Raw genomic sequence first — 20,171 nt, 5'->3', positions numbered from 1 at the left:
GTCTCCGGGGCGGGCGTTTTCGTTTGCGGGTGACTCCCGCCGGGGATGGGCGCAGTTTGGCCGGGCCGGATCGACTGGCGACCCGGCGGTTCAGGAGGCTGTGCTGATGTCCATCGCCCGTGTCACCGAGATCACCGCGTCGTCCACCGTCAGTTTCGACGACGCCATCACCCAGGGGATCGCCCGCGCCGACAAGACCCTGCGTCACGTCGAGGGCGCCTGGATCCAGGAACAAAAGGTTCTGGTCCGCGAGGGCAAGATCGCCGAGTACCGCGTCAATATGAAGGTCACTTTCGTCCTCGCCGACTGAGCCTGATCGACGCTGAAGGCTTTGCGTGACGGCCGTGTCGGGCTAGACGCTGCGGACCATGACCGATCTCGCCCAGCTAGAACTCGACCTGATCAACGCCATCGGAGCGGCCCCCAGCGTCGCTGCGATCGAAGAGGTGCGCGTCACCGCCCTCGGCAAGACGGGGACCATCTCGGCCCTGCTGAAGGGGATGGGCGCGCTCAGCCCCGACGAACGCCGCGAACAGGGGCCGATCATCAACAGCCTGCGCGACCGCGTCGCCGCCGCCATCGCCGGCCGCAAGGCCGAGTTGGAGGCTGCCGAACTGGACGCCCGCCTGCTGGCCGAGCGCGTCGACCTGACCCTGCCCAGCCGCCCGCGCCGCAAGGGCGGGGTGCATCCGACCATGCAGGTCATGGACGAGATGATCGCCCTGTTCGCCGAGATGGGCTTTGCCGTCGCCGAAGGCCCGGACATCGAGGACGACTTCCACAATTTCACGGCCCTGAACTTCCCGCCCAAGCATCCGGCGCGGGAGATGCACGACACCTTCTTCCTCAAGCCGGACCCGGAGACGGGCGAGCGCAAGGTGCTGCGCACCCACACCAGCCCGGTGCAGGTGCGGACCATGCAAACCCAGAAGCCGCCGATCCGCATCATCGCGCCGGGCCGCACCTTCCGTAAGGATTCCGACGCCACCCACACGCCGATGTTCCACCAGATCGAGGGTCTGGTGATCGACCGCGACATCCACATGGGTCATCTGAAGACGACGCTGGAGACCTTCATCGCTCGCTTCTTCGAGCTGGACGACGTCAACGCCCGCTTCCGCCCCCATCACTTCCCCTTCACCGAGCCCTCGGCCGAGATGGACATCCGCTGCGACCGCTCGGGCGGCAAGCTGACGCTGAACGAGGGCGACGACTGGCTGGAGATTCTCGGCTGCGGCATGGTTCACCCCAACGTGTTGCGCAACTGCGGCATCGACCCGGACGAGTATCAGGGCTTCGCCTTCGGCATGGGCGTCGACCGCCTGGCCATGCTGAAATACGGCGTCTCCGACCTGCGCCCCATGTTCGACGCCGATACGCGCTGGCTGGCGCATTACGGCTTCTCCGCCTTCGCCGCCCCCAACCCTGCCTCGGGACTGTCCTGACATGAGCCTGCTTCCGATCAACCGCCCTGTCGCCTTGGCCGAGGACTTCGGCGCTGCGGTGTTCGAGAACGTCGACCTGACGCTCTATGACGTCTTCGCCCATGCGGTGAAGAACGGACCTGGCCTGATCCAGGGGCGGACCTTCAAGGGCTGCCGCATCCAGGGACCCGCCATCGTTCTGGCTTCCAACGGCGTGACCTTCGAAGAAACCAATTTCGGCGACAGCCGCGGCGACATCCGCAACCTCGTGATGAAGCCCGTCGGCGACAAGGCGATCGGCACGGTGCCGATGCGCGACTGCGCCTTCATCGGCTGCGAATTCTATGGCGTCGGCTTTACCGGGACGGATGAATTCATCGCCCAGATCATCGCCCTGCCGAACTCTATCTAGATCGAAGACAGACATGACCGACCAGACCCAGACACCGATGTCCGCAGAAGAGAAGTTCGGCCGCGACCTGGTGGCCCGCACGACCTTCGAGAAGGAGGCCGTCTGGCTGCCTTCGCTGGCGGTGCACCATATGAACGCCGGCCAGACCTTCATCGAAGACAAGACCTTCACCGAATGCCTGATCGAGGGGCCGGCGGTGATGGCGGTGATGAACGGCACGTCCTTCGACACCTGCAACATGGGCGTGGCGGAAAATCCCCGCACCCTGCTGCTGGAGCCGCGCGGCGACATGATCGCCGGCGTCGTCGGCATGTCGAACTGCCGCTTCGTGCGCTGCCGTTTCGTCCAGGTCGGCTTCACCGGCGCGCCGGACCTGCTGGACAGCATCGAAAAGGATCTTCTCAGCGCGCGCGAACAGGCGGCCCAGGCATGACCGACGTCAACACCAACGCCCCGATCACGCTCGAGCCCCTGGGCGCCGGGCCGACCTATACCAACGTCAACGTCTGGCTGCCGCAGCTCTTCCTGGAGACGGCGCGGGCGGGCTCGCAGATGATCGAGAACCGTCGGTTCGAAGGCTGCCTGATCGAGGGGCCGGCCGTGTTGCTGGCGGTCGAGGGCTGTCAGTTCGACGGATGCGACATGGGCGTCTCCAACGGCGATCCGCGCAATCTGATGCTGGCCCCCCAGGGACCGCGCCAGGTCGTGGGCGTGGTGCCGTTCAAGAACTGCCAGTTCGTCAACTGCCGCTTCCTCGGCGTCGGCTTCACCGGCGCGGCGGGCTTCCTTGAAAACATGGTTCAGGCGCTCGGCGGCGGAGCCTCCGAATGAAGTTCACGCTTTCCTGGCTGAAGGAACACCTCGACACGACCGCCGAGGTCGATGAGGTCGCCGCCGCCATGACCATGGCGGGCCTGGAGGTCGAGGAGGTCCACGATCCCATCGCGGCGCTGGCCCCCTTCACCGTGGCCAGGATCGTCTCGACCGAACGCCACCCCAACGCCGACCGGCTGCAGGTCTGTCAGGTCGAGACGGTGGACGGGCTGAAAGAGATCGTCTGCGGCGCGCCGAACGCGCGCGCGGGCCTGACCACCATCTACGCCCCCATCGGCGCCTATGTGCCCGGCCTGGGCGTGACCCTGGTCGAGAAGCCTGTGCGCGGCGTGGTCTCCCACGGCATGCTGTGCTCGGGCGCCGAGCTGGAACTGGCGGACGACAGCGACGGCATCCTTGAACTGAGCGACGACCTGCAGGTCGGCATGCCCGCCGCCGGGGTCTTCGGCGCCGAGCCGGTGATCGACTTCGAAGTGACGCCGAACCGTCCAGACTGGCTGGGCGTGGCGGGCATCGCCCGCGACCTGGCCGCCGCGGGCCTGGGCCGACTGACGACGCCGGAGATCAAGCCGGTCGCGGGCGGGTTCGCCTCGCCGATCACGGTGCGGATCGACACGCCGGACCTCTGCCCGGTCTTCGCCGGTCGCGTGATCCGCGGCGTGCAGAACGGGCCGTCGCCGGCCTGGCTGCAGCACCGGCTGACCGCCATAGGTCTGCGCTCGATCAACAAGCTGGTCGATATCACCAACCTGATTTCCTACGACCGCGCCCGGCCCCTGCACGTCTATGACGTGGCCAAGCTGTCGGGCCACGAGATCGTCGTGCGCGCCGGTCTGGTCGCCGCCGACACGGGCGAGCACGAGCATCTGATCGCCCTGGACGGCAAGACCTACGCCGCCTCGCCCGCCGACTGCGTCATCGCCGACGCCGAGGGCGAGCGCCCGATCGGCCTGGGCGGCGTCATGGGCGGCGAGAGCACCGGCTGTTCGGACGAGACCGTCGACGTCTTCGTCGAGAGCGCCTGGTTCGACCCGCTGGCCATCGCCCAGACGGGCCGGTCGCTGGGCATCAGCTCCGACGCCCAGTACCGCTTCGCGCGCGGCGTGGACACGGCCTCGGTCGTGCCGGGGCTGGAGCTGGCGACCCACGCGATCCTCGACCTGTGCGGCGGCGAACCGTCCGAGATCACGGTGGCGGGCCAGGCGCCCGTCGCGCCGCAAGGCTTCGCCTTCGACCCCGCCTATGTGAAGCGCCTGGCGGGTCTGAGCCTGACCGACGACCGCATCTTCGAAATCCTGACCGCGCTGGGCTTCACCGTCATGCGCGATGCAGCCTGGACCGTGGTGCCGCCGTCGTGGCGCCGCGACGTCGAAGGACCGGCTGATCTGGTCGAGGAGGTCGCCCGCATCGAGGGCTTCGACGCCCTGCCGCACACGCCCCTGCCCGAGATCGCCCGCAATGCGCGCGGCGTCCTCAGCCCGCGTCAGGCGCGCGTCCGCGTCGCGCGTCGGGCGCTGGCGGCCCTGGGCTACGCCGAGGCCGTGACCTGGTCCTTCACCAAACAGTTGACGGCCGTCCTGTTCGGCGGCGGCGACGAGCGGCTGGTGCTGGAAAACCCCATCGCGGCGGACCTCGACTGCATGCGGCCGTCGATCCTGCCCAACCTGATCCAGGCGGCGGCGCGCAACGCCGCGCGCGGCCATGCCGACGCGGCCCTGTTCGAGATCGGCCCCGTCTATCTGAACGATCAGCCGAACGGCCAGCGCACCGCCATCGCCGGCCTGATCGCGCCCCACCCCGACCGCCACTGGGGCGGGACGGGCGAAGACGCCCTGTTCGGCCTCAAGGGCGACCTGTTCGCCCTGCTGGAGGAGATCGGCGCGGCGGTCGCCTCGCTGCAGCTGGCGCAGGGTTCCAACCGCGACTGGTGGCATCCCGGCCGCTCGGCCCGACTGCAACTGGGGCCCAAGAACGTCATCGTCGAGTTCGGCGCGCTTCATCCGCGCGTGCTCAAGGCTCTGGATGCAGACGGTCCCATGCTGGGCTTCGAGATCATCCTCGACGCCCTGCCCGAGCCTAAAGGCAAGGGCGGCAAGGCTCGCGGTGCAGCGGACCTGCCGAACCTGATGCCGCTGAGCCGCGACTTCGCCTTCCTGCTGGACGAAGCCAAGGCCGTGGGCGACCTGACCCGGGCGGTCGTCGGCGCCGACAAGGTGCTGATCGCCGAGGTGCGCGTCTTTGACGTCTATCGCGGCCAGGGCGTGCCCGAGGGTCTGAAGTCGGTCGCGCTGGAAGTCGAGATTCAGCCGCGCGCCGCCACCCTGACCGAAGCCGAGATCGAGGCCCTGACGGCCAGGATCGTCGCCGCCGCCGCCAAGACCGGCGCGACGCTGAGGACCTGAGGATGGCGGACAAGAAGCCCTGGGCGGAGACCCACTTCGAACGCGGCCTGTTCCGGGCTCGCTGGCTGATGGCGCCCTTCTACCTGGGGCTGGTGGCGGCCTTGGTCATGCTGCTGGCTGTCTTCGTGCGCGAGCTGATCTACTACGTGCCGCAGGCCTTCCTCATGGGCGAAGGCCACATGAAGTCCGACGGGGCCATCCTGGCCATCCTCAGCCTGGTGGACCTGTCTCTGGCGGGCAATCTGCTGCTGATCGTCATCTATTCCGGCTACGAGAACTTCGTCTCCAAGCTGGATCTGGACGAGAACCAGGTGGACCGGCCGCCGTGGATGGGCACGGTCGACTTCTCGGGCCTGAAGATGAAGCTGATCGCCTCCATCGTGGCGATCTCGGCCATCTACCTGCTGAAGAGCTTCATGAACATCGGCAAGCCGGGCGTTCCGCTGGACGAGGCGGGGCTGATGTGGGCGGTGATCATCCACCTGACCTTCGTCGTCTCGGGCGTGCTTCTGGCGCTGATGGACTGGGTCGCCTCCAAGACGGACAAGCACTGAAGCGAAGCCGGAGCGAAAGCTCCGGCTTCTTTCTTTTGGGGGGCCTATCGCGCTTCGCGCTGCTTGAGGCCATCAGGCGGGGGAGGCTTACTGACGAAGCCTTGATCAGGCTAGGCGGCTTTGAATATGGCTAAGCAAGGTTCCGTTAACCTTGAAGCCGCAAGGCTGCCGCAAAAGACACGGACGGTAGGTCAAGCCCGCGACGATGGGCGAACCGTTCTCTGTCAGGAGCCTCGACATGCATCGCCGCCAACTGATCCGTTCCAGCCTTGGTCTCGCCGCCGCCGGCGCCCTGCCCGTGGGCCTCGGCGCCTGCGCCACGCGCCAGCCGGTCGACCCCGCCTATCCGATCGCCTCGGACCAGAACGCCCAGGCCTATACGTTCGAAGAACTGGTCTCGGCCGGTTCGCGTGAAATGGGCATCGCCGCCGAGGCCATGGGCTCGGCCCTCGAGCGCGTCTTCGCCGAACAGGGCGACCGCCCGACCGCCTATATCGCCGGCGAGGAAGCCGCCGGCGCCGCCGTCGTGGGCGTGCGCTATGGTCGCGGGGCCCTGCACATGAAGGATCTGTCGGCCTCGCAGGAAGTCTTCTGGCAGGGCGCCTCGATCGGTTGGGACGTCGGCGGCAACGCCAGCCGGGTCTTCACCCTGGTTTACGGCCTCTATCACCCCGACATGCTCTATCGCCGCTACCCCGGCGTCGAGGGCTCGGCCTATCTGGTCGCCGGTCTGGGCGTGAACTATCAGCGCGCCGACGGCATTGTCCTGGCCCCTATCCGCACCGGCGTCGGCCTGCGCCTGGGCGCCAACGTCGGCACCATGAGCTACAGCCGCCAGCGGAACTTGCTTCCTTTCTGACATTAAGGGCCAAGGGGCGCTAACGCTCGCGACGCGGTCGCTCGCTGCTTGAGCGCAGAAGGGCGCAACCGCGTCCTTCATCACCGCCGTCATCCTCGGGCTTGACCCGAGGATCGAGGGTTCAGTCTGCACAGTGTTCGAAGCGCTCGCACCTGCGCCCGACCCTCGGGTCAAGCCCGAGGGTGACGGCCTGTGTGGGGCAGCAGCGCCTCTATCCCCTCGCGCCAGGTCCGGTACTTCGGCCGCCAGCCCAGCTCGGCCTTGGCGCGGGCGTTCGAGAGGCGTTTGGAGTCGTTGTAGAAGCGCCGCATGGCGTCCGACACCGACGGATCATCGAGCGCCACTTCGGGCGGGGACGGCAGGTCAAGGCGCGCCGCCGTCCATTCCATCACCACGTCCGCCGGGGCGGGCTCGTCGTCGGCCAGGGTGTAGGCGCGGCCCGGATGCGGGCGGGCCATGGAGGCGAACAAGGCCGAGACGGCGTCCTCGACATGGATGCGGTTGAAGACCTGGCCCGGTTTGCGCACCAGCCGGGCTGTGCCGTCGCGCAGGCGGTCCACCGGCGAGCGGCCGGGACCGTAGATCGCAGGCAGGCGGAAGATCTGCACCGTCAGTCCCATGGCGCGCCCGGCGTCCAGCCAGTCCTGCTCGGCCCGCACCCGACGGGCGCCCTCCAGACTGGCGGCGTTCAGTTCGTCGTCCTCGAAGGCCCAGCCGCCGGCGCGGTCGCCATAGACGGCGGTCGAGGAGACGTAGCCGATCCAGTCGGGCCGGGCGCCGGAAGCGGTGAGGACGGGGAGCAGCACCGTCAGTCCCGGACAGCCTGCGCTGTCGGGCGGGGCGGTGACCAGAATGGCCGAGACGGCGGCGACGGCGGCCCCGAGCGCCGCGGCGTCGGTCGGATCGACGGCGACGGCGCCGACCGCCGAGAGTGCCGCCCGCCGGGCCGGCTCGCGCGAAGTGGCGAAGGCGCGGCCGCCCCGTCGGATCGCTTCGCGCGCCGCCTCGAGCCCCAGATAGCCGCCGCCGAAGACCAGGAGAGAAGGGGCGGCGGGCTCGGTCATGGCGGTCCGATCAGGCGATGCAGTCAGGCGGTTTTGGCGGCGGCCGGCGGGGCGTCGACCGCTTGGGATTGCAGCGCTTCGGCGCGCTTGCCGTTCCAGCTGGAGACGCAGGGGATCTTGGTCCGGTCGGCGCGGTCGGCGTAGCGGCGGGCGATGTCGGTCACGTCGGCCATCAGGCCCTCGACCAGGGTGATGGGCTTCAGGCCCAGATCGCGGAACTGATCATTGGCGACGACCAGTTCGTTCTCGTCGGCCTCCTGACGCGGGTTGGGCACGTTGTGGACCTCGGCGCCGGTCATGTCGGCCACCATCTGCGCCAGGTCGCGGACGCGACGGCTCTCGGTCATCTGGTTCAGAATCTTGACCCGGTCCCCTGATTTCGGCGGGTTCTTCAGCGCCAGCTCGACGCAGCGCACCGTGTCCTGGATATGGATGAAGGCCCGGGTCTGACCGCCCGTGCCGTGGACCGTCAGCGGATAGCCGACCGCCGCCTGCATCAGGAAGCGGTTCAGCACCGTGCCGTAGTCGCCATCATAGTCAAAGCGGTTGATCAGGCGCTCGTCCTGACGCGTCTCTTCGGTCTGGGCGCCCCAGACGATGCCCTGGTGCAGGTCGGTGATCCGCAGGCCGTCGTTCTTGGCGTAGAATTGAAACAGCAGGGCGTCCTGGGTCTTGCTCATATGATAGATGCTGCCCGGATTGGGCGGGAACAGGATCTCCTGCTCGGTCGGGCCGTGGTCGGTGTCCACCGTGACCTTCAGATAGCCCTCGGGGATGCGCAGGCCGGCGGTGGTGTAGCCATAGACCCCCATGGTGCCCAGGTGGGCCAGATGCACGTCCAGACCGCTCTCGACCATGGCGGCCAGCAGGTGGTGGGTGGCGTTGATATTGTTGTCGACAGTGTAGAGCTTGTGCCGCGCCGACTTCATCGAATAGGGGGCCGCCCGCTGCTCGGCGAAGTGGACGACGCTGTCGGGCTTCCAGTCCTTGATCAGGGCGACCAGACGGTCGAACTCCTTGCCGACCGTCATGTTGACGAAGTCGATGCTGCGGCCGCTGACCTCACGCCACGCGGCGATGCGCTCGCCCATGGTGCGGATGGGGGTCAGGGACTGGACCTCCAGCTCGTTGTCGATGTTGCGACGGCTGAGGTTGTCGATGATCAGCACCTCCCAGCCGCGGGCCGACAGGTGCAGGGCTGTGGGCCAGCCGCAGAAGCCGTCGCCGCCGAGAATGATCACGCGCATGGATCGAGCCCTAGTTGTCTTGCCGTCGTCCCTCCTGCCTAGCCGATGGCGCGAGCCGACGAAAGCGGCGGCGCGTGACAGAGGATGTCCAGGGCTCTCCCCGATGCGGGCGTGACGCCGTTACGGCCGTCGCTGCACGGCGGCCAGCATGACGGCGCCGTTGTCTGCGGACCCGAGCGTGCGCTGTACAGCGACCTGCCCCCAGGCGTCCGCCAAGGCGTCCTTGATGCACAGGTGGCGGAGTCGATAGTGGGACATGGCCAGATTGGCGTCGCGGCATACATAGCGCGCCGCGACATTCAGGCGGTGGTCGAGAATCCGCGCGCCATCGGCCTGGGTGAGATCGAGATCGACATAGGTAACGAGCGCGGAGTCGACGTGTGCTTCGGCGCGCATGGACTGAGCTTCGGCGTAGATCGGCGCGGCGCCAGAGATCAGAAAGGCCGCGCTTAAAATCATCGCTTTCATTTTACTGCTCCTGATCGCCCGCGCGCTGTGCTCGCCTTCTCCTTTGAAATGGGCAGCGCCCGACAGAGGCAAATATACGCCGCTTCTGTTCTCGCCGCTCGACGAAAACACAGGGTTCTTCCCGCAGAGTTACACAAGATCGTGCCGCGCAGGCGTGCGGCGGAGCTGGAACCTTCGTCAGGCGGCGGCTCAGAGCAGGGCGGTGATGGCCGCGCGGGTCGCCTCGCCCAGGTCGGGGCGTTTCAGGGCCAGGGCGACATTGGCGCGCAGCAGGCCGATCTTGTCGCCGCAGTCGTGGGTCACGCCCTCATACTCATAGGCGGTGAAGGTCTGGGCCTGCATCAGCCGGGCCATGGCGTCGGTCAGCTGAATCTCGCCGCCGGCGCCGCGTTCCTGGGTTTCCAGAATGTCGAAAATTTCCGGCTGCAGGATGTAACGGCCCGAGATCGACATATTGGAGGGGGCCGTGCCGGGGGCGGGCTTTTCAACCATGCCCTTCATGGCGAAGCGGCGACCGTCGCGGCTGGAGGGGTCGACGATGCCGTACTTGTGGGCAGCGGCCTCGGGCACGGCTTCGACGCCGATGACATTGCCGCCGACCTCGGCGTAGAGGTCCGCCAGCTGTTTCAGGGCGCCCGGCTGCGAATCCACGATCACGTCGGGCAGGATGACGGCGAAGGGCTCGTGGCCGATGATGTCGCGGGCGCACCAGACGGCGTGGCCCAGACCCTTGGGTTGCATCTGGCGGGTGAAGCTCATCTCGCCGGCCCGCGCCAGTTCGGCGTTCATGGCCTCCAGCAGCTCGATCTTGCCCTTGGCCAGAAGCTGGGCCTCCAGCTCGATCTGGTGGTCGAAATAGTCCTCGATGGCCTGTTTGGCGCGGCCGGTGACGAAGACGATGTGCTCGATCCCGGCCTCGCGCGCCTCTTCGACGATGTACGACAGGATCGGCCGGTCGACGACGTTCAACAGTTCCTTGGGCGTGGTCTTGGTGCCGGGCAGGACGCGGGTGCCGAGACCGGCCACGGGCAGGACCGCCTTGCGAAGGCGGGCGGGAGAAGTCGTCATCGGTCGTCCTGAACAGCCGTTAGCCGGCTTTCATAGGCGCAAAACGTGACGGGTCCAAACGCCCGCCGTCGCTGGTCACCTCACTCGACGGTGACCGACTTGGCCAGGTTGCGGGGTTGGTCGACGTCCGTGCCCTTCTGGACGGCGGTGTAATAGGCCAGCAGCTGCACAGGCACCGCATAGACCAGGGGCGCGATCAGCGGGTGGCAGTCGGGGGCGTCGACGCGGCGGATGCCGGCGCCGTGCGGGTCGGGGGCGGTCGCCGGGGCGATCATGACGACGGGACCGCCGCGTGCGGCGACCTCCTGCAGGTTGGAGGCGGTCTTCTCGAACACCTCGTCCAGCGGGGCCAGGGCGATGATCGGGGTCTTTTCGTCGACCAGGGCGATGGGGCCGTGCTTTAGCTCGCCGGCGGCGTAGCCCTCGGCGTGGATGTAGCTGATTTCCTTCAGCTTCAGCGCGCCTTCCATGGCCAGGGGGAACATGGCGCCCCGGCCCAGGAACAGGACGTCGGTGGCCTTGGCCAGGTCGAGGGCGATGGCGCGGATCTGGCCGTCCATCTGCAGGGCCTCGGCGATCAGGCGCGGCGCCTCGAACAGGGCCTTGACCAGTTCGGCCTCGCGCACGGGGTCGATCTTGCCCCGCGCCACGCCCGCCGCGACGGCCAATGCCAGCAGGGCCGCGACCTGGGCGGTGAAGGCCTTGGTCGAGGCGACGCCGATTTCAGGGCCAGCGTGGGTCGGCCACAGGACCGCCGCTTCACGCGCCATGGACGAGGTGTGGACGTTGACGACGGCGGCGGTGCGAAGGCCTTGCGCCTTGCACCAGGTCAGGCTGGCCAGGGTGTCGGCGGTCTCGCCCGACTGGCTGACGGCGACGGCGACCGTGCCGGGCGTCAAAGCCGGCGAGCGGTAGCGGAACTCCGACGCGATCTCGACGTCGCAGGGCAGGCCGGCATATTTCTCGAAGGCGTATTTGCCGATCTGACCGGCGTAGAAGGCGGTGCCGCAGGCGACGATCTGGATGCGGTCGACGGCGGCGAAATCGACGGCTTGCGGCTTGGCCGTGGCCGTCGCCAGGTCGAGATATTCCGACAGGGTGTGCTGGACGCTGTCGGGCTGTTCATGGACTTCCTTTTCCATGAAGTGGCGATAGGCGCCCTTCTCGACCAGGGCCGAGGAGGCCGAGACCTGGACCACGGCGCGGTCGGCGGGGTGGCCCGAGGCGTTGAAGATGTGGGCGCCCGACCGGGTCATGGCGACGTAATCGCCCTCTTCCAGATAGGAGATTTTCTGGGTGAAGGGGCCGACAGCCAGGGCGTCCGAGCCCAGATACATTTCGCCCTCGCCCCAGCCGACGACCAGCGGGCTGCCGCGGCGCGCGCCCAGGATCAGCTCGTCCTCGCCTTCGATCAGCACCGCCAACGCATAGGCGCCGGTCAGCCGGTCCAGCGTCGCCTTGAAAGCGTCCAGCGGGGCCAGGCCCGCCGCCAGCTTGTGGTCCAGCAGATGGGCGACGACCTCGGTGTCGGTCTGGCTCTCGAAGACGCGGCCCTCGGCTTCCAGTTCGGCTTTCAGCTCGGCGAAGTTCTCGATGATGCCGTTGTGCACCAGGCAGACGCGACCGGCCTGGTGCGGGTGGGCGTTGGCCGTGGTCGGGGCGCCGTGGGTGGCCCAGCGGGTGTGGCCGATGCCGATCGTCGTGTCCGACAGGGGATCAGCGGCCAGCACCGCTTCCAGCTCGCGGATCTTGCCCTTGGCGCGGCGGCGCTCGATCCGGCCGTCGACGATGGCGGCGATCCCGGCGGAATCGTAGCCGCGATATTCCAGCCGCTTCAGGCTGTCGACCAGACGGGGGACGACCGGGCCGGCGCCCGTAATGCCGATGATGCCGCACATGAGATCTGCTCCGGTGAAGGGGCGGGGCGGTCTCGCTTTGCGCGACGCCGCCGTAAGGGGTAAGCGAGAGGGTTCCGCCCGTCTCGCCCTGTGACCTTGCGTCTAGGGGAAGCGAAGACCGACGACATCAAAAAATGGGTTTCGAAAGGTTTCTTTGCAAACCGGTCGGCCCCCCGACATCGAAGGACGACGCCCTTGGGCGAGAGAAAATACTTCGGCACCGACGGCATTCGCGGTCGCGCCAACACCCATCCGATGACGGCCGAAGTCGCGCTGCGGGTCGGTCTGGCGGCGGGCAAGCTGTTCCGCACCGACGACGACCGCCGTCACCTGGTGGTGATCGGCAAGGACACGCGGCTGTCCGGCTATATGATCGAGCCGGCCCTGGTGGCGGGTCTGGCCAGCGTAGGCATGGACGTGCGCACCTTTGGCCCCCTGCCGACGCCGGGCGTGGCCATGATGACGCGGTCGATGCGCGCCGACCTGGGCATCATGATCTCGGCCTCGCACAACGACTACGCCGACAACGGCATCAAGCTGTTCGGTCCCGACGGCTACAAGCTGTCGGACGAGATCGAGCTGAAGATCGAGGCCATGATGGACGGGGCGCTGGATCAGGATCTGGCTCCCGCCAACAAGCTGGGGCGGGTCAAGCGGATCGACGACGCCCCGCCGCGCTATATCGAGATCGCCAAACAGTCCTTCCCCAAGCGGCTCAGCCTCAAGGGCCTGCGCATCGCCATCGACTGCGCCAACGGCGCCGGATACCGCGTGGCCCCGACCACCCTCTATGAGCTGGGGGCCGAGATCTTCCCCGTCGGCGTCGAGCCGAACGGGCTGAACATCAATGCCGACTGCGGCTCGACCTATCCGGCGACGGTGTCCGAGGCGGTGAAACGCTATCGCTGCGATATCGGCATCGCCCTGGACGGCGACGCCGACCGGGTCATCATCTGCGACGAGAAGGGTCACGTCGTCGATGGCGACCAGATCATGGCCCTGATCGGCCTGGACTGGGGCAGACGCGGACGTCTGAACGGCGGGGGCGTGGTCGCCACCGTCATGTCCAACCTGGGGCTGGAACGGAAGTTGAAAGCCGAGGGCCTGACGCTGGAGCGCACCAAGGTCGGCGACCGCTACGTCATGGAACGGATGCGCGCGGGCGGCTTCAACATCGGCGGCGAGCAGTCGGGCCACATCATTTTGAAGGACCACGCCACGACCGGCGACGGCCTGATGGCGGCGCTGCAGGTGCTGGCCGTCCTGGTCGAGACGGGCGTGCCGATGAGCGATCTGGCCCGCCAGTTCGAGCCGGTGCCGCAACTGCTGCAGAACGTCCGCTACACGTCCGGCAAGCCGCTGGAAGACGCCAAGGTCAAGGCCGCCATCGTGGAGGCGGAGGCCGCGCTGAACGGCTCGGGCCGTCTGCTGGTCCGTCCCTCGGGCACCGAAAGACTGATCCGCGTCATGGCCGAGGGCGACGACGAGGCTCTGGTTAAACGCGTCGTGGCCGATGTGGCGGCGGCGGTGAAGGCGGCGGGCTAGATCGCCAGCAAGTCCGTCAGCGCCTCGATGCGCTGGCGAATGTCGGGGACAGCGATGGTTTCCCACAGGGCGGCGCGGGCCGGCGGACCAAGGACGTAGAGGTCCGGGTCGGCGGCGCCGTCGGCGTGCAGCACGCGCCCCGCCTCGTCCAGGTCGAGACCCAGTTGCAGCGGGTCGAGGCGGGCGCGGCCCTCGGCGATCAGGGCGGCGGTCAGCGGCGTCGCCGCCGCATCGTGGCCGGGGCCGGTGCAGTCGATCAGCCATTGCGCCGTCAACGTTTGCGCGGCCTCGCGCGGCGGCGTCACGGTCAGGGTCACGGCGTCGGCGGAGGCCTCGGTCGCGTTGATGCGGCCGGCGCGGACGGTCAGGCGGCCTTCGGCGACCAGGGCGTCGAGCGCCGCGGCGATCTCGGGGGCGATGCGGTGACGATGGACGTCCCACCAGGGGCGCAGATGGCGCAGGAAGCGGGCGCGTTCCTGCGTCGTCGCCGCGCGCCACAGTTCGGCGGTGATCGGGCGATAGCCCTCCATGATGCCGCGCCAGCCGTGTTCGCGCGCCAGCCGCCGGGCGGAGGCCAGCCGCTGGGACAGGGCGCCGTTCAGGGCGTCCGGCGGCAGGGCGACCGCCGCGTCGTGATGGGCACCGTGGGCGCGGGGCGTCAGGCCGCGCCGCGACACCGCCGTGGCCCGACCGCGCCAGCCCTGCGCCTGAAGCGCCAGAACCACGTCGACCATGGTCAGCCCCGAGCCGAGGATCAGCACGGCGTCCTCGGGCTGAACGCGGTCCAGGGCGCCGGGCGCCCAGGGATCGGACAGGACGCGCGGGCTCTGATCCGTCGGGGCGGTGCGCGGGGCGGGGTTGCCGGTGGCCAGCACCACGGCGCGGCCTTTGATGCGGCGGCCGTCCGACAGCGCCACGATCCGCCCGTCGACGGCGACCGCCTGTCCGGTCACGCGCCGGATCAGGCCCGGATGGGCCGCCTCGACCGCGTCCAGCCGGGCGCGGACATAGAGGCCATAGAGCCGGCGGGTGGGAAAGCCGTTGGGGTCGGCGTGGTCGGGATGATGGTTCTTCAGCCAGTCGACGAAGTCGCCGGGCCGAGCGGCCAGGGCGCTCATCCGCTCGGCGCGAACGTTCAGGAGGTGAGCGTCCAGCGTCGCGGTATAGGCGACGCCGGGGCCGAAGACGGCGCCGCGCTCGATCAGGACCGAGGCCTGTCCGCGCTCGGCCAGCCGCGCGGCCAGCATGGCGCCCGAGAAGCCGCCGCCGACGATGACCACGGGCAGGGAGGGGGCGTCGTTCATCGGGTCACCACGCCAGAGCCGTCGCGTCGCGTCAAAGGGATTCAGATTTCCTGATTATAGGCGCCGATCTCGGGATAGGCGGCGAGGCGCGGTTTGACCTCGTTCCTGAACAGGTCGCGCATGTCGTCGGCGGAGCGCATGCTCTCGACCACCACCACCAGTTCCGGCTTGTTGGACGAGGCGCGGACCAGCACCCAGGAGCCGTCCTCGAGGTGGACGCGCACGCCGTTGACGGTGATGGCCTCGACGATCTTGCGGCCGAGGATTTCGCCGCCCGACGCCGCCAGGTCCTCGTATTCCTTCACGATCCTGGCCAGGACGTCGTACTTCAGCTCGTCGTCGCAGTGGGGCGACATGGTCAGGCTGGTCCAGGCGTCGGGCAGGGCGGACTTCAGTTCGCTGAGCGACTTGCCGGGGTTGCGGTCCAGCATGGCCAGGACGGCGCCGGCGGCGACCAGACCGTCGTCATAGCCGTGGCCCAGATCGCCCGACAGGAAGAAGTGGCCCGACTTCTCGAACCCGGCCAGGGCGCCCAGCTCGGCGGTCTTGCGCTTGATGTAGGAGTGGCCGGTCTTCCAATAGACGGTGGTGGCGCCGTTGGCTTTCAGTACTGCGTCGGTCTTGTAGAGGCCGGTCGACTTCACATCGACGACAAAGGTGGCGTTGGGGTGCAGGGCCGAGAGGTCGCGGGCCAGCATCAGGCCGATCTTGTCGGCGAAGATCTCCTCGCCGGTATTGTCCACCACGCCGCAGCGGTCGCCGTCGCCGTCGAAGCCCAGGGCCAGATCGGCGCCGGTCTCGCGCACCTTGGCCGCCATCTGCATCAGCATGGCGTGGTCTTCCGGGTTCGGATTGTATTTGGGGAAGGTCCAGTCGAGCTCGGTATCCATCTCGATCACCTCGGCCCCCATCAGGCGCAGAGCTTCGGGGGCGAAGGCGCCGGCCGTGCCGTTGCCGCAGGCGGCGACGACCTTGAGGGGGCGGGTCAGCTGGACCTTGGACGCGACGTCCTGGATGTAGCGTTCGCGGAAGCCTTCGACGCGCTCCAGCTTGCCGCCGGGGCGGGCCACGCCCTCGCCGCTCAGGACGATGGCCTTCAGGCGGGTCATCTCGTCGGGGCCGAACGTCAGCGGCGCCTGGGCGCCCATCTTCACTCCGGTCCAGCCGTTCTCGTTGTGGCTGGCCGTGACCATGGCCACGCAGGGGCAGTCCAGCGCGAACTGGGCGTAATAGGCCGTCGGCGACAAGGCCAGGCCGATGTCGACCACCTCCATCCCGCCTTCCAGCAGGCCGAGGATCAGGGCCTGCTTCACCGACAGGGAATAGGAGCGGAAGTCGTGGCCGACGGCGATTCGGGGACGCTGCCCGATCTCATGCACATAGGTGGCCAGACCCAGGCCGAGGGCCTGGATGCCCAGCAGGTTGATCTCTTTTTCCAGGATCCAGCGGGCGTCGTATTCGCGGAAGCCGGTCGGCTTCACCAGGGGAAGGGTCTCGTACTCCGCCGTGTTGGGGCGGATGTCCTGGCGCGGTTTCAACATGAGTCTTCCTGAGCGTGCGCGAATGGGCGAGCGGGACTGAACGACCCGCACCCTAGCGTCGCGGTATAGCGGGCGTCCCCGACGAGGCCAACAACGCGCGGCGACGGTTCAGGCTGCATTGCGCCCCCGTCGGGAAACCTTGACCACCCCTGCGTCCACGGCCTACGCGAAAGAGGAATTACGGAGACGCCCATGCCCCGCCTGATCCTGCTGCGCCACGGCCAGAGCCAGTGGAACCTGGAAAACCGCTTCACCGGCTGGGTCGACGTCGACCTGACCGCCGAGGGCGAGGCCCAGGCGCGGCGCGGCGGCGAACTGATCGCTGAAGCCGGGTTCAAGCCGGCGGTCATGTTTACCTCGGTGCTGACGCGGGCCAAGCGCACCGGCGCCCTGGCGCTGGACGCGGCGGGCTTGAAGGACGTGCCGACGGTCGAGGACTGGCGTCTGAACGAGCGTCACTACGGCGGGCTGACTGGCCTGGACAAGGCCGAGACGGCTGCCAAGCACGGCGAGGACCAGGTCAAGGTCTGGCGCCGCAGCTATGACGTACCGCCGCCGCCGCTGGCCCCGGGCGGCGAGTTCGATTTCGGCGCCGACCCCCGCTATGCGGGCCAGGACATCCCTGACACCGAGAGCCTGAAGACCACGCTCGACCGGGTCCTGCCCTATTGGAACGCGGCCATCGCTCCGCGCCTGAAGGCTGGCGAAGACGTTCTGATCGCGGCTCATGGCAACTCGCTGCGGGCCATTGTCAAACACCTGTTCGACGTGCCGGACGATCAGATCGTCAACGTCGAGATCCCCACCGGCAATCCGCTGGAGATCGATCTGGACGCCGACCTGAAGCCGGTCGCGGCCCGCTATCTGGACGAGGGGCGGGCGCAAGCCCTGCCGGCGATCACGAAAGCGGTCGCGTGAGCACGTCCGGCATGGACGCTTCGGGAGGCGACGCCGTCCACATGCGCCGCGCCATCGATCTGGCGCTGGCGCGCATGGGCGAGACCTGGCCCAATCCGGCGGTCGGCTGCGTCCTGGTCAAGGACGGCGTGGTGCTGGCGGAAGCCGCCACCGCCCCTGGCGGACGGCCTCACGCCGAGGAACAGGCCGTGCCCGCCGCAGGCGAGGCCGTGAAGGGCGCGACCGCCTATGTCACGCTGGAGCCCTGCGGCGCGCGGTCGTCGGGCCGCAAGTCCTGCGCCCATTTCCTGGCCGAGGCCGGGGTGACGCGGGTGGTGATCGCCGCCCTGGACCCCTCGCCCTTCGCCTCCGGGCGCGGCACCGAACGTCTGCGCCAGTCGGGACTGACGGTCGAGACCGGCCTGCTGGCCGAGGACGCCGCCGTCCTGTGCGAAGGCTTCCTGCACCGGGTCGAGACCGGGCGGCCGATGGTCCGCGTCAGCGAGGACGGCAAGGGCTTCGACGGCCGCTTCGTCGCCGCGCCGCGCGCCGACCTGACGACCGAGCTGAACCGGCTGGGCGAGGCCGGCTACACCCGGTTGTGGACCAATGAGGGCGAACTGGCGGACGCCTTGCGCGCGCAAGGCCTGCTGAGCGCGTAGAAATGTTTGTTTCTGCAAAGCTTCCTTAACGGCCGTAAGCCATGTTGGGGGCATGAGCGACGCCGCCGATCCTGTCCGCAAGAAACTGACCCAGGCTGAGGTCGACGCCATCTGCGTCAAGCATGATCGCCTGTGGCAGGCGCGGCCCGGCGGCGCGCGCGCCGTCTTCGCCTGGATGGACCTGTCGGGTCTGAGCCTGCGCGGCCGTAACCTGTCCGACGCCGATTTCGCCGCCGCCCGCCTGAACAGCTGCGACCTGACCGGGGCCAAGCTGGACAACGCCAACTTTTTCGGCGCGGACATGCAGGACATCGTCCTGACCGACGCCAGTTTGCGCCGGGCCGACCTGCGCGGCGCCTGCCTGCGCGGGGCGGACCTGTCGGGCGCCGACCTGTTCGAGGCCGACCTGCGCGAAGGCACCATCGCGGCGGCAGATTCCAAGCTGGGCTTCCGCGTGGTCGAGGCCCAGAAACGCGCCGACACCCAGGCCCAGGGCGCCAGCCTGGTCGGGGCCAATCTGCAACGGTCGCGCATGACGGGGGTGGTGGCCGTGGCCGCCGACTTCACCGACGCCATCATGAAGGACTGCAAGCTGGTCCGGGCCAATCTGAAACAGGCCAATTTCCGCGGCGCCGATCTGGCGGGGGCGGACCTTTCGGGCGCGGACCTGTCTGGGGCCGACCTTTCCGGGGCCATCCTGGTCGGGGTCAAGGCCACCATGTGGCGCACCGACGGGGCCAATATGGAAGGCGCGCTGACCGACAATCGTTCGGCGGGCGAGCCGGTCAGTCGCATGCCTGCCGCCGAGATGCTGCGCGACCACGCCCAGTGGTGCGAGACGGGCGGGGCCGAGGGCCAGCCCTCGGTGTTCGACGGGGTCGACCTGCGACCGCTGGAATCCATTCGCGGCCTGAACCTGACGGCCCTGTCGGCCAAGGGGGCGGTCTTCTACGGCCTGGATATGGAGGGCGTGCAGCTTCAGGGCGCGCAGTTGGAAGGCGCGGACCTGCGCTCGGCCAATCTGCGTCGCGCCGACTTGCGCGGGGCGCGGTTGGCGCGGGCCAAGCTGAATGGGTCGGACCTGCGCGAGGCGCAACTAGGGCCGCTGATGCTGGGGCCTGAGCGGCTGTTGCCCGCCGACCTGACGGGTGCGGTCCTGCGCGGGGCGGATCTGTCCGGCGCCGACCTGCGCCGTGCGGTGCTGGCGGGGGCGGACCTGAGCCGCGCCGTCCTGCACGGCGCCCAGACCAAACAGGCCGACTTCACCGGCGCCCAGGTCGGCGGCGCGCGCGGGCTGGACCCGGCCGATCTCAAGGCCGTGGCGGCTTAAAACCTGTTCGTCATCCCGGCCGAAGCCGTCAGGCGAAGCGCCGGGACGCCCCAGACGCCGACGCTTCCTGCGGTCCCGGATAACGGCTGCGCCGTTTCCGGGGATGACGGAGATTTGTGGGCACGAAAAAGGGGCGGCGCGAACGCCGCCCCTTCCTCAGTTTTTCGGACGTCGGGCGCGCTTAGGCGGCCTTGTCGGTCTTGGTCTCGATCAGCTTGCCGGTCGCGATCTCGATGCGGCGCGGCTTGAGCGCCTCGGGCAGTTCGCGTTGCAGGTCGATGGTCAGCAGGCCGTTCGACAGGTCGGCGCCCTTGACCACCACATAGTCGGCCAGCTGGAAGCGGCGCTCGAAGTCACGCTCGGCCAGCCCGCGATGCAGATAGGTCTTCTGGGCCGACGCGTCGTCGTTTGCGGCCTTCTTGCCGATGACGGTCAGCTGGTTTTCCTTGGCCTCGATGTTCAGCTCGTCGGGCGAGAAGCCGGCGACGGCGATTTCGATGCGATAGGCGTTCTCGCCGGTCGTCTCGATATTATAGGGGGGCCAGCCGTTCTCCTGGCTGGAACGCGCGGCGCTTTCCAACTGGCGGGCCAGACGGTCGAAGCCGACGGCGGAACGGTACAGGGGCGAGAAATCATAGGTACGCATGGGTCATCCTTCTGAA

General features: G+C 68.4%; 20 protein-coding genes. 12 read left to right on the top strand and 8 right to left on the bottom strand.

The window, feature by feature from the left end; translation table 11 throughout:
• Nucleotides 1-106 precede the first annotated feature (106 nt).
• The 8 genes from AC1DJ5_RS12955 (at nucleotide 107) to AC1DJ5_RS12920 (ending at nucleotide 6,485) form a co-directional block, all read left to right on the top strand.
• Complete coding sequence (locus AC1DJ5_RS12955) at nucleotides 107-310, top strand: dodecin family protein (protein WP_441456252.1); 204 nt, start codon at nucleotides 107-109, stop codon at nucleotides 308-310.
• Between the two features lie 58 nt (nucleotides 311-368).
• Nucleotides 369-1,445, top strand: a complete 1,077-nt coding sequence (gene pheS, locus AC1DJ5_RS12950) for a phenylalanine--tRNA ligase subunit alpha (protein ID WP_477020876.1) — start codon at nucleotides 369-371, stop codon at nucleotides 1,443-1,445.
• A 1-nt stretch (nucleotide 1,446) separates the two neighbouring features.
• On the top strand, nucleotides 1,447-1,836 hold the full coding sequence (locus AC1DJ5_RS12945) for a hypothetical protein (RefSeq protein WP_441456250.1): 390 nt from the start codon (nucleotides 1,447-1,449) through the stop codon (nucleotides 1,834-1,836).
• Nucleotides 1,837-1,849: 13 nt separating this feature from the next.
• Complete coding sequence (locus AC1DJ5_RS12940) at nucleotides 1,850-2,269, top strand: hypothetical protein (RefSeq protein ID WP_441456249.1); 420 nt, start codon at nucleotides 1,850-1,852, stop codon at nucleotides 2,267-2,269.
• The gene (locus AC1DJ5_RS12935; protein ID WP_477020875.1) at nucleotides 2,266-2,667 is read left to right on the top strand and encodes a hypothetical protein; all 402 of its coding nucleotides are present in this window, start codon (nucleotides 2,266-2,268) and stop codon (nucleotides 2,665-2,667) included. The genes AC1DJ5_RS12940 and AC1DJ5_RS12935 overlap by 4 nt, the downstream gene beginning before the upstream one ends.
• Nucleotides 2,664-5,072, top strand: a complete 2,409-nt coding sequence (pheT, locus tag AC1DJ5_RS12930; protein ID WP_477020874.1) for a phenylalanine--tRNA ligase subunit beta — start codon at nucleotides 2,664-2,666, stop codon at nucleotides 5,070-5,072. Before AC1DJ5_RS12935 ends, pheT begins: the two co-directional genes overlap by 4 nt.
• Nucleotides 5,073-5,074: 2 nt before the next feature.
• Nucleotides 5,075-5,626, top strand: a complete 552-nt coding sequence (locus AC1DJ5_RS12925; RefSeq protein WP_441456246.1) for a TIGR00645 family protein — start codon at nucleotides 5,075-5,077, stop codon at nucleotides 5,624-5,626.
• A gap of 238 nt (nucleotides 5,627-5,864) precedes the next feature.
• Complete coding sequence (locus AC1DJ5_RS12920) at nucleotides 5,865-6,485, top strand: EipA family protein (protein WP_441456368.1); 621 nt, start codon at nucleotides 5,865-5,867, stop codon at nucleotides 6,483-6,485.
• Between the two features lie 170 nt (nucleotides 6,486-6,655).
• Here the strand turns inward: AC1DJ5_RS12920 and AC1DJ5_RS12915 are convergent, their stop codons facing one another.
• The 5 genes from AC1DJ5_RS12915 to glmS all read right to left on the bottom strand — a co-directional run bounded on the left by AC1DJ5_RS12915 (nucleotide 6,656) and on the right by glmS (nucleotide 12,230).
• Nucleotides 6,656-7,549 carry an NAD-dependent epimerase/dehydratase family protein gene (locus tag AC1DJ5_RS12915; RefSeq protein WP_477020873.1) on the bottom strand — a complete coding sequence of 298 codons (894 nt, stop codon included), beginning with the start codon at nucleotides 7,547-7,549 and terminating at the stop codon, nucleotides 6,656-6,658.
• Between the two features lie 23 nt (nucleotides 7,550-7,572).
• Complete coding sequence (locus AC1DJ5_RS12910) at nucleotides 7,573-8,796, bottom strand: NAD-dependent epimerase/dehydratase family protein (RefSeq protein WP_477020872.1); 1,224 nt, start codon at nucleotides 8,794-8,796, stop codon at nucleotides 7,573-7,575.
• A 120-nt stretch (nucleotides 8,797-8,916) separates the two neighbouring features.
• Complete coding sequence (locus AC1DJ5_RS12905) at nucleotides 8,917-9,264, bottom strand: UrcA family protein (RefSeq protein ID WP_477020871.1); 348 nt, start codon at nucleotides 9,262-9,264, stop codon at nucleotides 8,917-8,919.
• A 189-nt stretch (nucleotides 9,265-9,453) separates the two neighbouring features.
• The gene (gene galU / locus AC1DJ5_RS12900) at nucleotides 9,454-10,332 is read right to left on the bottom strand and encodes a UTP--glucose-1-phosphate uridylyltransferase GalU (RefSeq protein ID WP_441456372.1); all 879 of its coding nucleotides are present in this window, start codon (nucleotides 10,330-10,332) and stop codon (nucleotides 9,454-9,456) included.
• 80 nt (nucleotides 10,333-10,412) lie between these two features.
• Nucleotides 10,413-12,230, bottom strand: coding sequence for a glutamine--fructose-6-phosphate transaminase (isomerizing) (glmS, locus tag AC1DJ5_RS12895; protein ID WP_441456373.1), 1,818 nt, complete (start codon nucleotides 12,228-12,230; stop codon nucleotides 10,413-10,415).
• A 195-nt stretch (nucleotides 12,231-12,425) separates the two neighbouring features.
• Here glmS and glmM point away from each other — a divergent pair, with 195 nt between their 5' ends.
• Nucleotides 12,426-13,775, top strand: coding sequence for a phosphoglucosamine mutase (gene glmM, locus AC1DJ5_RS12890; protein WP_477020870.1), 1,350 nt, complete (start codon nucleotides 12,426-12,428; stop codon nucleotides 13,773-13,775).
• On the opposite strand, the gene AC1DJ5_RS12885 is transcribed toward glmM, so the two are convergent.
• Both AC1DJ5_RS12885 and AC1DJ5_RS12880 read right to left on the bottom strand, forming a co-directional pair.
• Nucleotides 13,772-15,079, bottom strand: a complete 1,308-nt coding sequence (locus AC1DJ5_RS12885) for an FAD/NAD(P)-binding protein (protein WP_477020869.1) — start codon at nucleotides 15,077-15,079, stop codon at nucleotides 13,772-13,774. The genes glmM and AC1DJ5_RS12885 overlap by 4 nt on opposite strands.
• A 41-nt stretch (nucleotides 15,080-15,120) precedes the next feature.
• Nucleotides 15,121-16,620 (bottom strand): phosphomannomutase/phosphoglucomutase, encoded by a 1,500-nt coding sequence (locus AC1DJ5_RS12880; protein ID WP_441456376.1) that lies wholly within the window; start codon nucleotides 16,618-16,620, stop codon nucleotides 15,121-15,123.
• A gap of 192 nt (nucleotides 16,621-16,812) precedes the next feature.
• On the opposite strand from AC1DJ5_RS12880, the gene gpmA reads away from it, so the two are divergent.
• The 3 genes from gpmA to AC1DJ5_RS12865 are packed head-to-tail and all read left to right on the top strand — an operon-like array spanning nucleotide 16,813 to nucleotide 19,509.
• Nucleotides 16,813-17,538: a 2,3-diphosphoglycerate-dependent phosphoglycerate mutase gene (gpmA, locus tag AC1DJ5_RS12875; protein ID WP_477020868.1), complete on the top strand. Its 726-nt coding sequence runs from the start codon at nucleotides 16,813-16,815 to the stop codon at nucleotides 17,536-17,538.
• A gap of 11 nt (nucleotides 17,539-17,549) precedes the next feature.
• Nucleotides 17,550-18,179 (top strand): bifunctional diaminohydroxyphosphoribosylaminopyrimidine deaminase/5-amino-6-(5-phosphoribosylamino)uracil reductase RibD, encoded by a 630-nt coding sequence (locus tag AC1DJ5_RS12870; RefSeq protein WP_441456390.1) that lies wholly within the window; start codon nucleotides 17,550-17,552, stop codon nucleotides 18,177-18,179.
• Nucleotides 18,180-18,231: 52 nt separating this feature from the next.
• The gene (locus AC1DJ5_RS12865) at nucleotides 18,232-19,509 is read left to right on the top strand and encodes a pentapeptide repeat-containing protein (protein WP_477020867.1); all 1,278 of its coding nucleotides are present in this window, start codon (nucleotides 18,232-18,234) and stop codon (nucleotides 19,507-19,509) included.
• 181 nt (nucleotides 19,510-19,690) lie between these two features.
• On the opposite strand, the gene AC1DJ5_RS12860 is transcribed toward AC1DJ5_RS12865, so the two are convergent.
• Nucleotides 19,691-20,155, bottom strand: a complete 465-nt coding sequence (locus AC1DJ5_RS12860; protein WP_441456379.1) for an Hsp20 family protein — start codon at nucleotides 20,153-20,155, stop codon at nucleotides 19,691-19,693.
• Nucleotides 20,156-20,171: the final 16 nt, after the last annotated feature.

It is taken from the genome of Brevundimonas sp. 01N35 (assembly GCF_056399785.1).
The sequence above is the reverse complement of the archived record's forward strand: the minus strand, read 5'-3'. Positions and strand labels throughout refer to the sequence as shown.

Bases quoted from the DNA above. Each gene is read 5' to 3' on its own strand.
- AC1DJ5_RS12940 (WP_441456249.1), top strand. From the start codon at position 1,850: ATGACCGACCAGACCCAGACACCGATGTCCGCAGAAGAGAAGTTCGGC.
- AC1DJ5_RS12955 (WP_441456252.1), top strand. From the start codon at position 107: ATGTCCATCGCCCGTGTCACCGAGATCACCGCGTCGTCCACCGTCAGT.
- AC1DJ5_RS12925 (WP_441456246.1), top strand. From the start codon at position 5,075: ATGGCGGACAAGAAGCCCTGGGCGGAGACCCACTTCGAACGCGGCCTG.
- AC1DJ5_RS12880 (WP_441456376.1), bottom strand. From the start codon at position 16,620: ATGTTGAAACCGCGCCAGGACATCCGCCCCAACACGGCGGAGTACGAG.
- AC1DJ5_RS12915 (WP_477020873.1), bottom strand. From the start codon at position 7,549: ATGACCGAGCCCGCCGCCCCTTCTCTCCTGGTCTTCGGCGGCGGCTAT.
- AC1DJ5_RS12870 (WP_441456390.1), top strand. From the start codon at position 17,550: ATGGACGCTTCGGGAGGCGACGCCGTCCACATGCGCCGCGCCATCGAT.
- pheS (WP_477020876.1), top strand. From the start codon at position 369: ATGACCGATCTCGCCCAGCTAGAACTCGACCTGATCAACGCCATCGGA.
- glmS (WP_441456373.1), bottom strand. From the start codon at position 12,230: ATGTGCGGCATCATCGGCATTACGGGCGCCGGCCCGGTCGTCCCCCGT.
- AC1DJ5_RS12935 (WP_477020875.1), top strand. From the start codon at position 2,266: ATGACCGACGTCAACACCAACGCCCCGATCACGCTCGAGCCCCTGGGC.
- gpmA (WP_477020868.1), top strand. From the start codon at position 16,813: ATGCCCCGCCTGATCCTGCTGCGCCACGGCCAGAGCCAGTGGAACCTG.
- galU (WP_441456372.1), bottom strand. From the start codon at position 10,332: ATGACGACTTCTCCCGCCCGCCTTCGCAAGGCGGTCCTGCCCGTGGCC.
- AC1DJ5_RS12920 (WP_441456368.1), top strand. From the start codon at position 5,865: ATGCATCGCCGCCAACTGATCCGTTCCAGCCTTGGTCTCGCCGCCGCC.
- AC1DJ5_RS12910 (WP_477020872.1), bottom strand. From the start codon at position 8,796: ATGCGCGTGATCATTCTCGGCGGCGACGGCTTCTGCGGCTGGCCCACA.
- pheT (WP_477020874.1), top strand. From the start codon at position 2,664: ATGAAGTTCACGCTTTCCTGGCTGAAGGAACACCTCGACACGACCGCC.
- AC1DJ5_RS12885 (WP_477020869.1), bottom strand. From the start codon at position 15,079: ATGAACGACGCCCCCTCCCTGCCCGTGGTCATCGTCGGCGGCGGCTTC.
- AC1DJ5_RS12945 (WP_441456250.1), top strand. From the start codon at position 1,447: ATGAGCCTGCTTCCGATCAACCGCCCTGTCGCCTTGGCCGAGGACTTC.
- AC1DJ5_RS12905 (WP_477020871.1), bottom strand. From the start codon at position 9,264: ATGAAAGCGATGATTTTAAGCGCGGCCTTTCTGATCTCTGGCGCCGCG.
- AC1DJ5_RS12865 (WP_477020867.1), top strand. From the start codon at position 18,232: ATGAGCGACGCCGCCGATCCTGTCCGCAAGAAACTGACCCAGGCTGAG.
- AC1DJ5_RS12860 (WP_441456379.1), bottom strand. From the start codon at position 20,155: ATGCGTACCTATGATTTCTCGCCCCTGTACCGTTCCGCCGTCGGCTTC.